Raw genomic sequence first — 14,440 nt, 5'->3', positions numbered from 1 at the left:
TGGCCGCTCCCGAGCCGGTCGTGGCGGAGGAGGCTCCGGCCGCTCCCGCCCCGCGTGCCCGCCGTCGCGCCACCCGCGCCGTGACGGCTCCGGCCGGTGCCGCCGAGCCGGTCGTGGAGGCCGAGCCCGTGGCCGCTCCCGAGCCGGTCGTGGCGGAGGAGGCTCCGGCCGCTCCCGCCCCGCGTGCCCGCCGTCGCGCCACCCGCGCCGTGACGGCTCCGGCCCCCGTCGAGGCCGCCCCGGCCGTGGTCGAGGAGGCCGCCGAGGAGACCCCCGTCGTGGAGGAGGCGCCCAAGGCCGCCACCCGCGCTGTCACCGTCGCCGACGCCGTGGACGCCCCGAAGCGCGGCCGCCGCCGTGCCACCCGCGCCGCCGCCCCGGCCGCCGCTCCCGCGCAGCCCGAGGCCGCCGCCGAGGCGGAGGCGCCCGCCGCCCCCAACCGCGCCGCCCGCCGCGCCGCGCGTCCGGCCGTGGCCGTCTTCCAGGCACCGGTCTTCGCCGAGCCGATGTTCCAGACCCCGGAGACCGCCGCCCTCGCCGCCGCGGCCGCTGCCGCCGCCGTCGAGGCGGAGGAGGAGACCGAGGAGGAAGAGGCCGAGGCCGTCGCCGAGGTCCAGGCCCCCGCCGCCGCCCAGCCGGCCGGCCGCCGCCGTCGCCGCCGTGGCGGTGCCGCCGAGCCCGTGACCCTGGCCGACGTCGTCGCCGAGGCCGAGGAGGAGCCGGAGGCCGAGGCCGCCGAGCTCGACGAGGACGAGGCCGACGAGTCGGGCGACCGCCCCTCGCGCCGCCGCCGTCGCGGTGGCCGTCGCCGTCGCCGCGGCGAGGCCGCCGACCTCGACGAGGGCGCCGAGGAGGAGGCCGAGTCCGCCGACGAGGAGGACGCGCACGAAGAGGACGAGGAGGCCGATGAGGCCCTCGGTTCCTCCTCCAGCCGCCGTCGTCGCCGACGCCGTCGCCGCAGCGGTGACGCCGCCGAGGTCGAGGCGGGCGAGGAGGACGGCGTCCGTACCGTCGTCAAGGTCCGCGAGCCGCGCCCGGCGCGCGAGAAGGCCGAGCCGTCCGACGAGGTCCAGTCCATCAAGGGATCGACCCGCCTGGAGGCGAAGAAGCAGCGCCGCCGCGAGGGCCGCGAGCAGGGCCGCCGCCGCGTGCCGATCATCACCGAGGCCGAGTTCCTGGCCCGCCGTGAGGCCGTCGAGCGCGTGATGGTCGTCCGCCAGGCCGGCGAGCGCACCCAGATCGGCGTCCTCGAGGACAACGTGCTCGTCGAGCACTACGTCAACAAGGAAGAGGCCACCTCGTACGTCGGCAACGTCTACCTGGGCAAGGTCCAGAACGTGCTGCCGTCGATGGAGGCCGCGTTCATCGACATCGGCAAGGGACGCAACGCCGTCCTGTACGCCGGCGAGGTCAACTTCGAGGCGCTCGGCATGGCCAACGGGCCGCGCCGCATCGAGTCCGCCCTCAAGTCCGGCCAGTCGGTCCTGGTGCAGGTCACCAAGGACCCGATCGGCCACAAGGGCGCCCGCCTGACCAGCCAGGTCTCGCTGCCCGGCCGCTACCTGGTCTACGTGCCCGAGGGCTCGATGACCGGCATCAGCCGCAAGCTGCCCGACACCGAGCGCGCGCGCCTGAAGACCATCCTCAAGAAGATCGTCCCCGAGGACGCGGGCGTCATCGTGCGCACCGCCGCCGAGGGTGCGAGCGAGGACGAGCTGCGCCGCGACGTCGAGCGTCTGCAGCAGCAGTGGGAGGACATCCAGAAGAAGTCGAAGCAGATCACGACCTCGTCGCCGAGCCTGCTGTACGGCGAGCCGGACATGACCGTCCGCGTCGTGCGCGACATCTTCAACGAGGACTTCTCCAAGGTCATCATCAGCGGTGACCAGGCGTGGGAGACCATCCACGGCTACGTGTCCCACGTGGCCCCGGACCTGGCCGACCGGCTGTCCCGCTGGACCTCCGAGGTGGACGTCTTCGCGACCTACCGGATCGACGAGCAGCTCGCCAAGGCGCTCGACCGCAAGGTGTGGCTGCCCTCGGGCGGCTCCCTCGTGATCGACAAGACCGAGGCGATGATCGTCATCGACGTCAACACCGGCAAGTTCACCGGTCAGGGCGGCAACCTCGAAGAGACCGTCACCCGGAACAACCTGGAGGCGGCCGAGGAGATCGTGCGCCAGCTGCGGCTGCGCGACCTCGGCGGCATCGTGGTCATCGACTTCATCGACATGGTCCTGGAGTCCAACCGCGACCTGGTGCTGCGGCGCATGCTGGAGTGCCTGGGCCGCGACCGCACGAAGCACCAGGTGGCCGAGGTCACCTCGCTGGGCCTGGTCCAGATGACCCGCAAGCGGGTGGGCCAGGGTCTGCTGGAGTCCTTCTCCGAGACCTGCGTCCACTGCAACGGCCGCGGTGTCATCGTCCACATGGACACCCCGGCCGCGCCCGGCGGCGGCGGCAACGGCAAGCGCGCCAAGCGCCGTGGCGGCCGTGCCCTGGAGCACGAGCACGAGCACGAGCTGGAGGCGGCCGAGACCGCCGACGCCGAGGTGTTCGAGACCGAGACCGAGGCCGAGGTGGCCGCCGAGGCCGCCGCGCCGCGGGCGCTGCCGGAGCCGGCGTTCGTGCCGGGCGAGGAGCTGTACAGCAGCCCGGCCGAGGCCGAGGCCGCGGCGGGCGTCAGCGGGCGCCGCAACCGTCGCCGTGCCACCCGTAAGGCGACCGCTCCGGCGGGCGCCCCGCGCGGCGGCGAGCGGCAGGCCGTCCCGGCGCCGGTGACCCCGGTCGTCATGGACGAGCCGGTGACCGAGCCCGCCGACACCGTGCTGGAGCCGGCCGCCGAGGTCGTCACCGAGGCCGTGGAGGCCGTGGAGACGGTCGAGGCCACTCCGGTCGAGGCCGCCCCGGTGGCCGAGGAGGCCGCGCCCAAGGGCCGTACCCGTCGCCGGGCGACCCGCAAGGCCACCGCTCCGGCTCCCGAGCCGGTCGTGGAGGCCGAGGCCGAGGCCGAGCCGGTCGCCGAGCCGGTCGCCGAGCCGGTCGCCGAGCCCGAGCCGGCCGTGGAGGCCGTCGCGGAGCCCGTCGTCGTGCCCGAGCCGGTCGTGGAGGCCGCCCCGGCGCGTCCGCGCCGCCGCGCCGTCCGCAAGGCCACCGCACCGGCCGGTGCGGCCGAGGCCGCCATCGTGGTGGTCGAGGCCCCCGCGGCCGAGGCCGCCGCTCCGGCCGAGGCCGAGGTCAAGGCCGAGGTCGAGCCCGTCGTCGAGGCGGACGCCGAGGCCGAGGCCCCGGCGCCGGCCAAGAAGACCGCCCGCAAGGCTCCGGCCAAGAAGGCGGCCACGGCGAAGAAGGCCCCGGCCAAGAAGGCGGCGGCCGCCAAGAAGACGGCCGCGAAGAAGACGACGACGGTCAAGAAGACCGCCGCGAAGCGGACGACGAAGAAGACCGCGGCGGCGGAGCAGCAGACCCCGCCGTCCGTCTCGGCCCCGGCCGAGGGCTGATCGTCCCCGCTCCGTGGGGCCCCGCCGAGAGGTGGGGCCCCACGGGCACGCGGGGCCCGGTTTGACCCTCTCGGACCGGCCCCGTAACCTAGACCGTCGGCGTGTCTGGACGTTTATCGTGCAGCGCGCGCCGCGCTCCTGAGCACCTTCCTCCCCCAACCTCCGCGCAAGCGGACGGGACACGGGAGAGGCCGCTCGTCCATTCCGGATCACCGTGGGCCCCGGCCCGCGTGAGCGGCTGGCTTCAGGAGTATCCGCCCCGAGTGAGAGAGAGATCCGCGTGTACGCCATCGTGCGCAGCGGTGGTCGCCAGCACAAGGTTGCTGTCGGCGACATCGTTGAGGTTGACAAGATTTCCACTGCCAAGGTTGGCGACACGGTCGAGCTCTCGACCCTGCTCGTTGTCGACGGCGACGCCGTGACCAGCGACCCGTGGGTCCTGGCCGGCATCAAGGTCACGGCCGAGGTTGTGGACCACCACAAGGGCGCCAAGATCGACATCCTGCGCTACAAGAACAAGACCGGCTACCGCCGTCGCCAGGGTCACCGTCAGCAGTACACGGCGATCAAGGTCACCGGTATCCCCGCGGCTGCGAAGTAAGAGGGACTGAGACATGGCACACAAGAAGGGCGCATCGTCCACCCGGAACGGGCGCGATTCCAATGCTCAGCGGCTCGGCGTGAAGCGCTTCGGCGGTCAGGTCGTTTCCGCCGGCGAGATCCTCGTCCGCCAGCGCGGCACCCACTTCCACCCGGGTGCGGGTGTCGGTCGCGGTGGCGACGACACGCTGTTCGCGCTGCTGCCGGGTGCGGTGCAGTTCGGTACGCACCGTGGCCGCAAGGTCGTCAACATCGTTCCGGCCGCCTGATCCAGCTCCTGCTGAATCACAAGCGTTCGTAACACCCCGAGGGCGGATCTCAACTCTTCCCGGCGCAGGCCGGGAAGAGAGGTCCGCCCTCGGCGCGTTGTCATACAGACACGTTTAATGGACAGCAAGGCCTGTCCGGGACATTCCCGTAAGTATCTGGAGGAACACCCATGACCACCTTCGTGGACCGCGTCGAGCTGCACGTCGCCGCGGGTAACGGGGGCCACGGCTGCGCCTCCGTTCACCGGGAGAAGTTCAAGCCCCTGGGCGGGCCCGACGGCGGCAACGGCGGCCGTGGCGGCGACGTCATCCTGGTGGTGGAGCAGGCGATCACCACCCTGCTGGACTACCACCACAGCCCGCACCGCAAGGCCACCAACGGCAAGCCCGGCGAGGGCGGCAACCGCTCCGGCAAGGACGGCCAGGACCTGATCCTGCCCGTGCCGGACGGCACCGTCGTCCTCGACAAGCAGGGCAACGTCCTCGCCGACCTCGTCGGCCAGGGCACCTCGTACGTGGCCGCCCAGGGCGGCCGCGGCGGCCTCGGCAACGCCGCCCTCTCCTCCGCCCGCCGCAAGGCCCCCGGCTTCGCCCTCCTCGGCGTCCCCGGTGACAGCGGGGACATCGTCCTGGAGCTGAAGACCGTCGCCGACGTGGCGCTCGTCGGCTTCCCCAGCGCCGGCAAGTCCTCGCTGATCTCGGTGCTCTCCGCCGCCAAGCCGAAGATCGCGGACTACCCCTTCACCACCCTCGTCCCGAACCTGGGCGTGGTCACCGCCGGCTCCACCGTCTACACCATCGCCGACGTCCCGGGCCTGATCCCGGGCGCCAGCCAGGGCAAGGGCCTCGGCCTGGAGTTCCTGCGCCACGTCGAGCGCTGCTCGATCCTCGTGCACGTCCTGGACACCGCCACCCTGGAGTCGGACCGCGACCCGGTCGGCGACCTCGACCTCATCGAGGAGGAGCTCAAGCTCTACGGCGGCGGCCTGGAGAAGCGCCCCCGCCTCGTCGTCCTGAACAAGGTCGACATCCCCGACGGCCAGGACCTCGCCGAGATGGTCCGCCCGGACCTGGAGGCCCGCGGTTACAAGGTCTTCGAGGTCTCCGCGGTCGCCCGCACCGGCCTCAAGGAGCTCTCCTACTTCCTCGCCGAGGTCGTCGCCAAGGCGCGCGCCCGCACGCCCAAGCAGGAGGCGACCCGTATCGTCATCCGCCCGAAGGCCGTGGACGACGCCGGCTTCACCGTCGTCTTCGACGAGGTCGAGGACGTGTACCGCGTGCGCGGCGAGAAGCCGGAGCGCTGGGTCCGCCAGACCGACTTCAACAACGACGAGGCCGTCGGCTACCTCGCCGACCGGCTCAACCGCCTCGGCGTCGAGGACGCGCTGAGGAAGGCCGGTGCGAAGGCGGGCGACGGCGTCGCGATCGGCTCCGAGGAGAACGCGGTCGTCTTCGACTGGGAGCCCACCATGATGGCCGGCGCCGAGATGCTGGGCCGCCGTGGCGAGGACCACCGCATGGAGGCCCCGCGTCCGGCCACCCAGCGCCGCAAGGAGAAGGAAGCCCGGCGCGGCGACAGCGCCCAGCAGGAGTACGACGAGTTCCGCCCGTTCTAGTACCCGCCGGCGGACTTGAAGCCCGCTTTACGCCGTTCGCCTAGGATCCTGCGGGTGAGCAGCAGCAATTCCAGCAGTGACACCCCCTCGGTGTCCGTGGTCGTGATCGCGTACAACGACGCCGGGCTCGTGGGCGAGGCCGTCTCCTCGGCCCTCGCCCAGGGCCCGGTGGTCGCCGAGGTCATCGCGGTCGACGACGCCTCCTCGGACGCGACCGCGCGGGTCCTGGACGAGCTGGCCGAGGTCCACCCGCGCCTGAAGGTCGTCCACCGCGCGGCGAACAGCGGCGGCTGCGGCACCCCGCGCAACGACGGGATCGCCGCCGCCACCTCCCGGTTCGTCCTCTTCCTCGACAGCGACGACGTCCTGCCGCCCGGCGCGGCCGACGCGCTGGTGCGGGCGGCCGAGGAGCACCGCGCCCCGGTCACGGTCGGGGCGTGCGTCCGGCGCGAGCTGCCCGAGGGCCGCGACGTGCCGTGGATGCCCGGGCTGTACACGCCGGGCGAGGTCGTCGAGCGGCCCGCCGACCGGCCCGAGCTGGTCCGCGACACCCTCTGCGTCAACAAGCTGTACGACCGTTCCTTCCTGGAGGAGCACGGGATCCGCTTCCCCGACGGCCGGTTCGTCTACGAGGACTTCGTCTTCACCTCCCGCGTCCTGGCCGCCGCCCCCCGCATCGCGGTCGTCGGCGACCTCGTCTACGTGTGGCACGTGCGCCGCAGCGCCGCCCAGGTGTCCATCTCCCTGGACCGCAAGGACATCGGCAACTGGGCCTCCCGCGTCGAGGCCCACCGCACCGCCTCGCGCACCCTCGCCGCCGCCTCGCCGGAGCTCGGCCACGCCTGCCAGGTGAAGTTCCTCGACTACGACCTGCGCATGTACCTGCGCGAACTCGGCCAGGACCCCGGCTACCGGGCCGCCTGGTGGACCCTGACCCGCGACTACCTGGCCGGCTTCGACGCCGCCGACCTCGACGCCGCCCCCGCCCGCGCCCGCTGGACCGCCCGCGTGCTGCTGGCGGCCGAAGCGCCGCCCGCCGACGTCGAGCGGCTGATGACGGGCCTGGCCGCCGAGCCCGCCCGGCTGCTGCCCCCCTACGCGACGGGCGCCGCCGGGGAGCCGGTGTGGAGCGAGGAGCTGCCGGTCCCGCTGGACGGGCTCGACGCCCTGCCCGCCGCGGAGCTGCCCCTGACCGTCGACGCGCGGCCCGCCGGGGGCGCGGCCGTCCAGGTGCGGGTCCGCGAGCTGTACGGCCGGCTCGCCGAGGCCCGCCCGCATGCGGTGCGGCTGAGCTTCCTGCCCCGCACCGGCGGCGACCCCGTCCAGGTGTGCCCGGTGGAGCTGCGGCCCGCCTCCGACGGGGACGGCTGGACCGCGGAGGTCCCGTTCCGGCTCGCCGCGCTCGCCGCCGAGGGCCGCCGCCGGGGGCTGCGCGGCATGCAGGCATGGGACGTCCGGGCCGGAGTGGACTGCGGCGACGGGAGCTCCCCGGTCACCTCCCTGCGCCCCCTGGGCGGACTGCTCCGCCGCCGGGCCCTGCCCAGCAGCCGGTACGGTGTTCTGCTGGCGCAGCCCTACCGCACGGCCTCCGGCGCGCTCGCGCTGCGCCTCGCCCCCGGAGCCGGGGGCGCGCTGACCTTCGTACGCAACCGCCTCGACCGCGCCCGCACGCGCAGGTCACGCCAGAGCTCGGGAGAATAGGCATGACGTTTCTGATCACCGGTGGCGCCGGATACATCGGCGCGCACGTCGTCCGCGCGATGCTGCTCGCGGGCCAGCGGGTCGTGGTCTTCGACGACCTCTCCACCGGCCGGGAGGACCGCGTACCGGAGGGCGTGCCGCTGGTGACCGCCTCGGTGCTGGACCGCCTCGCCCTGGACCAGGCCATCGCCGAACACAAGATCACCGGCGTGGTGCACCTGGCGGGCAAGAAGCAGGTCGGCGAGTCCGTCGAGAAGCCGCTGTACTACTACCACGAGAACGTGGAGGGCCTGCAGGTCCTCCTCGGGGCCGTGGCCGCCGCCGGCATCCGGAACTTCCTCTTCTCCTCCTCCGCCTCCGTGTACGGCATGCCCGACGTGGACTCGGTGACCGAGGAGACCCCCTGCAAGCCGCTGAGCCCGTACGGCGAGACCAAGCTGGCCGGCGAGTGGCTGGTCCGCGCCGCCGGCCGGGCCCACGGCATCTCCACCGCCTGCCTGCGCTACTTCAACGTGGCGGGCGCCGCCGCCCCCGAGCTCGCGGACACCGGGGTCTTCAACCTGGTCCCGATGGTCTTCGAGCGCTACGACGCCGGCGAGGGCGCCCGGATCTTCGGCGACGACTACCCGACCCCGGACGGCACCTGCATCCGCGACTACATCCACGTCGAGGACCTGGCGGACGCCCACGTGGTGGCCGCGCGCAGGCTCGCCGAATGGGGTGCGGCGGGCGAGTACAAGGACCTCACCGTCAACATCGGGCGCGGTGAGGGCGTCTCCGTCAAGGAGATGGTCGAGCTGCTGAACGAGGGCACCGGGCACACCTACGCGCCGGTCGTCACCCCGCGCCGTCCGGGAGACCCGGCGAAGGTCGTGGCCTCGGCCGACCGGATCGCCGCGGAGCTCGGCTGGAAGGCGCGGCACGACGTCCGCGAGATGATCAGCTCGGCCTGGGCGGGCTGGGAGGCCAACCGCACGGCGCGCCACGACCCCCGCAAGGACGCCCACACGGTCTGACGCCCGCGCGCGCCCACGGGAAAGCCGCCCGCCCCGGTCCGGGGCGGGCGGCTTTCCCGTGGGCGGGGTAGGGCTCAGCGCTCCAGGAAGGCGAAGAGCTCCTCCCACCGGTCGGTGATCTCCGTGCTGGAGTAGCGGCGCACGCTGCGGAAGGCCCCGTCGCCGAGCCGGTCGCGGGTGGCGGGGTCCGACATCAGGAGGTCGAGGTGTCCGGCGAGCTCCATCGTGTTGCCGAGGCGGGCCAGCAGCCCGTCCTCCCCGTGCCGCACGATCTCCCGCACGCCCGGCGCGCAGTCGAACGCGGCCACGGGCAGGCCCGCCGCCATCGCCTCCAGCAGGGTGATCGGGAAGCCCTCGGCCCGGGAGGCCTGGGCGAAGACGGAGGCCCCGCTCAGCGCGCCCAGCACGTCGTCGGTGCTGCCCATCCACTCCACGGAGTCGTCCAGCCCGAGCGAGGTGCAGTGCGCCCGCAGGGTGGGCTCCTCGACGCCGGCCCCGTAGATCCGCAGCGTCCAGTCCGGGTGGCGCGGGACGGCGTCCGCCCAGGCGTCGAGCAGCAGGTCCACGCCCTTCTCGAACGCGAGGCGGCCGACGCTCGCGACGACCTTCGCGGTGCGCGGGGCGGGGGAGTCCGGCATGAACGGCAGCGGGTTCGGCATGCTGTCGACGTTCTCCATGCCGGACCGGATCCACAGGTCCGCGTCCTCCGGGGTGAGGACGAGCAGCCGGTCGACCTCCGGGTACCAGCGGCGGACCCGGTCGCCGCGGGTGGACTTCTGGCTGGCCTCGAAGGACTCGTGGCTCATCCCGACGACGGAGAGCCCCTTGGTGTCGGCGAGGGCCACCCACTCCATGGCCCAGACCTGGGTGACGATCACCACGGCGCCCGGGGCGGCGGCCCGGAACATCTCGCTCAGCCGCTCGGCCTTGTCCCGCATGGCCGCCCGCCGGGCCGCCTGGCGGCGCCGCTCGGGGGCGTTGAGGCGGCCCTTGACGCCGCGCAGCCGGCGGGCCTTGGGCGGGTGGGTCTCGTACAGGGTGGTCATCCCGTACGGGAGGTCCGCGGGCAGCTTCTGCCGGATCTCCTCGGCGACGGGGGCGATGCCCACGATGTGCACGCGGTGGCCCCGGTCGGTGAACAGCCGGGCCATCTGGTGGGACCAGGTGGTCACACCGCCGAGCTCGTCCACGCTGTTGGAGACGATGAAGATGTCCCGGCTCACTTGCCGCTCCTGGTGAAGAACTTCTCGACGATCTGACGGGCGGCGTCCCCGCGGTCGTACTCGCCGAACTCGGCGAGGAACCGCCGGCGGGCCTCGGCGTACTTGGCGTCGGCCTCGTCGAAGGCGGCGACGGCCTGCATCAGCTCCTCCGCCGTGGCCACCACGGGGCCCGGGGCCTTGTCCAGCAGGTCGAAGTAGGTGCCGCGGATGTCCGTCGCGTACTTCTCGTAGTCGTACGCGAAGAAGATCATCGGCCGGTCCAGCACCGCGTAGTCGAACATCACGGACGAGTAGTCGGTGATCAGCCCGTCGGCGAGCGCCAGCAGCGGGGTGATGTCGTGGTGGCGGGAGACGTCGATCACCCGGCCCGCGACCGACGGCGGCAGGGAGACGCTGTTGAGGTAGTGCGTGCGCACCAGCAGCGTGACCCGGTCGCCCAGCCGGTCCGCGAACTCCTCGACGTCGAAGGGGAAGGAGAAACCCTCCACCGCGCCGTCGGCGTTGGCCCGGAAGGTCGGCGCGTACAGCAGCACCCGCTGGGCCGGGTCGATGCCCAGCTCGGCGGCGAGCGGCCCGCGCACCCTCTCACCGCTGTCCACCTCGGCCGCGTGCGCCTCGACCAGGGCGTCGTTGCGCGGGTAGCCGGTGCGCAGCAGCACCTCGTCACGGAGCCGGAAGCCCTTGGCGAGGGTGCGGACGTCGTGCTCGGAGCGGACCAGGAAGTGGTCGAAGCGGTCGACGGCCGCCTGGAAGCGGTCCTGCGCGGGCTTGCCCTGCGCCTTGGTGCGGGGCTCGTGGAAGCCCATCCGCTTGAGGGCGGAGCCGTGCCAGGTCTGGATGTACGTGGTCCCCGGGCGCTTGGACAGCGCCAGCGGGAAGCCCTGGTTGTCGACCCAGTACTCGGCCTGCGCCAGCGCCCGCAGGTACGGCCAGCTCCAGCGCTTGACCAGGGTGGCCTCCGGGGGGAAGCCGGTGGGCTTGGCGCCCGCGTAGGACCAGATCGCCTGGAAGGGGGCCTTCTGGCGGACCAGCTCCTCGTAGATGGCCTTCGGGCTGTCGCTGTACTGCTTGCCCATGTGGCTCTCGAAGACGACCGTGCCCTTCTTGACCGGCAGCTTCGAGAAGACCTCGTGGTAGACCTTCACCTTCTGCTCGCCCGAGCCGATGTTGCGGCGCGCCCTCAGGGCCCGGCGCAGGCCGCGCTTGACCACGCCGGCGGCCTTGCCGTGCATGGCGCTGCTGATCAGCGACTGGGTGCGGACGGCGGCGGGGCCCTCGGCGGTCAGGACGTAGGAGAGGTTGCCCTTCTTGGTCATCTCCGGCTCGAAGCGGTCGGAGACCAGCCGGGTCAGCCGCGGGCGCACCCGCAGCCGGGCGGCGGACTCCAGGTCGACCCCGCCGACCGAGACGCGGGTGGTCATCCGGTCCTTGCCGGCCGTCAGCTTCAGGCGCACGTCCCAGACGGCGTCGATGATGCCGAGCGGGCGGACGGTGCCGCCGACGTCGGCGGTGCCGCTCCACTCGATCGTGTCACCGGCGTGGCGCACGGTTGCCACGGGGAAGCTGAAGGAGCGCACGCCGATCTGCCGCCGGGCCCGGAACTCCAGGGTGGCCGACAGCTCGGTGTCCCGCGCGATCCGGCCGAGCGGGTTCACGACGGCGCCGGAGAGGGTGACCTTGCCGCGCCCGTCGTCCTCGTACGAGGTCAGCCGGTTGCCCAGGGCCAGGGAGGACAGCGGCGCGGTGTGGAAGCCCTGGCCGGTGACGTCCAGTATCCGGCGGCCCTCGGCGTCGTCGAGATGCTCGGCACACCAGTAGACGCGCCCGTCGCGCTCGGCCAGCGGGGAGGAGAGCCGGCCCTTGTTGGTCATCGCGTCGGCGGCGGCGAGGAGGTTCTTCCAGTCCTCCTTGCCGAGCAGGTAGGCGCAGATGGCCTGGAGGTAGGTGACGTTCTCGTAGGCGGCCGGGTCGATGCCGGCCAGGTAGCCGTTGGCGAGCCGGGCGAACTCCTGGCGGTACGCGTCGCCCAGCAGCGGCAGGTCGCGCAGGTGCAGCACCAGGTCGTGCTTGAGGAACTTGGCGTCCTTGGCGGTCTTGATGGCGGTGTGGCCCTTGGCGGCCAGCAGCTCGTCGACCCGGCGGTGGATCTCCATCCGGTGGACGAAGTTCGCGATCTCGTGGCGCCGGTTGCTGATCGACTTGGCGGCGGCCTTCTCGACCACGTTCCAGTAGTAGACGTGGTTGGGGATCAGGGTGATGCGGCGGGCGGCGACGTAGGCCTGGGCCGAGAACAGCAGGTCCTCGTAGTGGATGCCGACCGGGAACTCCAGGCCCTGCTCCAGCAGGAACGAGCGCCGGTAGCACTTGTTCGTGGAGAGGGTGTCGTAGACCAGCAGGTCCGGGTACTCGGTGATCGACTCCAGCGTGCGGGTGCGGGCGTAGATCCACGGGTACCACTCGGTGGTCTTGCCCCAGCGGTTGTCGAGGTGCACGCGCACGCACATGCCCGAGACCAGGTCGGAGCCGGTGCGCTCGGCGGCGGCCAGCATGTTGCGGCAGGCGTTGCGCTCCAGGACGTCGTCGCTGTCCAGGAACATGACGTAGGTGCCGGTGGCCTGCTTGATGCCGTGGTTGCGGGGCGCGCCGCAGCCGCCGCTGTTCTCGGGCAGCCGGAAGGCGCGGACCCGCCCCGGGTTCGCCGCTTCGAGCTCCTGCGCGACCTCGTAGGACCGGTCCTTGCTGCAGTCGTCGACGATGACGACTTCGACCCCGCGCAGGGTCTGGTCCAAAACCGACCGGACGGCTGTCGGCAGACGCTCTGCGTCGTTGTAGACGATGACGACCACGGAGACGTCAGGCACGTGCACCTCGATCCCTTCGTTCCATTCCGCTTATCCCGTCAAAGCTACCGTGTACCGCGCACGACTCGGGCAGGGCGACGTTCGCCGTGCATACTTCTAAGGAAGAGTTGAGACGCGGGTCCGGTTGCCGACAATCACCCGTTCGGACCCCAGCAGGAAGTGCCCATGACCAAGCTGTCGGTAGTTGTCCCCTGTTACAACGAAGAGGCCGTCATCGACCGCTTCGACGAGGAGATCCGCAAGGTCCTGGACGGCCTGCCCGTCGAGTACGAGGTCTGCTACGTCGACGACGGCAGCCGCGACGGCACCCTCGGCAAGCTCCGGAGCATCGCCGCCGAGCACGGGGACCGCACCCGCTACGTCTCCTTCAGCCGGAACTTCGGCAAGGAGGCGGGCATGCTCGCCGGCCTGCGCGAGGCCACCGGCGACGCGGTGGTGATCATGGACGCGGACCTCCAGCACCCGCCGGAGCTCATCGCCACCATGCTGGAGCACTACCGCCAGGGCCACGACCAGGTCATCGCACGGCGCACCCGCGAAGGCGACAAGAAGCTCCGCTCGGCCCTGAGCCGCCTCTACTACCGGGGCGTGAACAACTGGGTCGACGTGGAGCTCACCGACGGGGTCGGCGACTTCCGGCTGCTGTCCCGGCCCGCCGTGGACGCCCTGCTCGCGCTCCCCGAGTACAACCGCTTCTCCAAGGGCCTCTTCTCCTGGATCGGCTTCGACACCGTCCACTTCGACTACCAGAACGCCCAGCGCGAGGCCGGCGAGACCAAGTGGAAGTTCGCCTCCCTGCTGAACTACGGCATGGACGGGCTGATCTCCTTCAACAACCGCCCGCTGCGCATCGGCATCTGGCTCGGGGTCTCGCTCGTCGCGCTGACCGGCCTGTACGCGCTGTGGATCACGGTGACGGCGATCACCAACGGCATCGACTCGCCCGGTTACGTCACCATCATCGCGATGATCGCCGGCATCGGCGGCATGCAGATGATCATGCTGGGGCTGATCGGCGAGTACATCGGCCGCATCTACTACGAGACCAAGCGGCGCCCGCACTTCCTGGTCAAGGAGGCCCACGGCGCGCCCGTGGCCCCCGCGCCCGTGGAACCGGTCGTCGCGGAAGGCAGCGGCCGATGAGCGCCCCCACCCGCCGTGAGCAGCTCGGCCAGATATTCCGCTTCGCCCTGGTCGGCGGGGTCAACACCGGCACGTTCTACGTCATCTACCTGCTGCTCCACCCCTGGCTGCCGTACTTCGCCGCCTACACCGTCGCCTTCCTGCTGGCGATGGTCGGCTCGTTCTTCATGAACACGTACTTCACCTACCGCACCCGGCCCACCTGGAAGAAGTTCCTGCTCTTCCCGCTGACGAACGTCACCAACTACGTGATCCAGTCCGCGGGCCTCTACGCCCTGGTGAGCTGGGCCGGCATGGACACCCGGATCGCCCCGCTGGTCGCCGCCGTGCTGGCCATCCCGTTCACCTTCGTCCTCTCCCGCAAGATCCTCATCCCGGGGACGGGCCCGGACCCGGCCCCCGAACCGGAGCGGGCCGCGGCGGGCTCGGCGTCCAGGGGCTGAAACCGGGGGGCGGAGCGGGCGCGGGACCCCGTAGATTGAGCCGGTTGGTTGGTCGGTTTCGTGCGTGT

10 protein-coding genes are annotated in these 14,440 nt (G+C 72.2%); 8 read left to right on the top strand and 2 right to left on the bottom strand.

Annotation, left to right across the window (positions count from 1 at the left end; genetic code table 11):
- From ACFY0O_RS14965 to galE, 6 genes are all read left to right on the top strand, one after another.
- Positions 1-3,500: ribonuclease E/G (locus tag ACFY0O_RS14965; RefSeq protein ID WP_388947034.1), on the top strand; the 3,500-nt coding region annotated here is incomplete at its 5' end.
- 280 nt (positions 3,501-3,780) lie between these two features.
- Entirely contained in the window at positions 3,781-4,101 is a 321-nt protein-coding gene (gene rplU / locus ACFY0O_RS14960) for a 50S ribosomal protein L21 (RefSeq protein WP_015033583.1), read from the top strand.
- A gap of 13 nt (positions 4,102-4,114) precedes the next feature.
- Complete coding sequence (gene rpmA, locus ACFY0O_RS14955; protein WP_007264038.1) at positions 4,115-4,369, top strand: 50S ribosomal protein L27; 255 nt, start codon at positions 4,115-4,117, stop codon at positions 4,367-4,369.
- 170 nt (positions 4,370-4,539) lie between these two features.
- Positions 4,540-5,985, top strand: coding sequence for a GTPase ObgE (gene obgE / locus ACFY0O_RS14950; protein WP_358892934.1), 1,446 nt, complete (start codon positions 4,540-4,542; stop codon positions 5,983-5,985).
- Positions 5,986-6,039: 54 nt separating this feature from the next.
- Complete coding sequence (locus tag ACFY0O_RS14945; RefSeq protein WP_388947031.1) at positions 6,040-7,686, top strand: glycosyltransferase family 2 protein; 1,647 nt, start codon at positions 6,040-6,042, stop codon at positions 7,684-7,686.
- A gap of 2 nt (positions 7,687-7,688) precedes the next feature.
- Positions 7,689-8,702: a UDP-glucose 4-epimerase GalE gene (gene galE, locus ACFY0O_RS14940; RefSeq protein WP_388947029.1), complete on the top strand. Its 1,014-nt coding sequence runs from the start codon at positions 7,689-7,691 to the stop codon at positions 8,700-8,702.
- Positions 8,703-8,776: 74 nt separating this feature from the next.
- Here galE and ACFY0O_RS14935 read toward each other — a convergent pair whose 3' ends face one another.
- Together ACFY0O_RS14935 and ACFY0O_RS14930 are read right to left on the bottom strand one after the other, a co-directional pair.
- A complete protein-coding gene (locus ACFY0O_RS14935) occupies positions 8,777-9,925 on the bottom strand; it encodes a glycosyltransferase (protein WP_388947027.1) in 1,149 nt (382 codons plus the stop codon).
- On the bottom strand, positions 9,922-12,792 hold the full coding sequence (locus tag ACFY0O_RS14930) for a CDP-glycerol glycerophosphotransferase family protein (RefSeq protein WP_388947025.1): 2,871 nt from the start codon (positions 12,790-12,792) through the stop codon (positions 9,922-9,924). The genes ACFY0O_RS14935 and ACFY0O_RS14930 overlap by 4 nt, the downstream gene beginning before the upstream one ends.
- Before the next feature lie 159 nt (positions 12,793-12,951).
- Here ACFY0O_RS14930 and ACFY0O_RS14925 point away from each other — a divergent pair, with 159 nt between their 5' ends.
- Complete coding sequence (locus tag ACFY0O_RS14925) at positions 12,952-13,929, top strand: glycosyltransferase family 2 protein (RefSeq protein WP_388947024.1); 978 nt, start codon at positions 12,952-12,954, stop codon at positions 13,927-13,929.
- Positions 13,926-14,372, top strand: coding sequence for a GtrA family protein (locus tag ACFY0O_RS14920; protein WP_358892940.1), 447 nt, complete (start codon positions 13,926-13,928; stop codon positions 14,370-14,372). The genes ACFY0O_RS14925 and ACFY0O_RS14920 overlap by 4 nt, the downstream gene beginning before the upstream one ends.
- Positions 14,373-14,440 lie beyond the last annotated feature (68 nt).

This window comes from Streptomyces sp. NPDC001594, assembly GCF_042893675.1.
In the GTDB taxonomy this organism is placed as follows: Bacteria; Actinomycetota; Actinomycetes; order Streptomycetales; family Streptomycetaceae; genus Streptomyces.
Note: the sequence above shows the minus strand (reverse complement) of the source record. Positions and strands in the feature narration are given on the sequence as shown.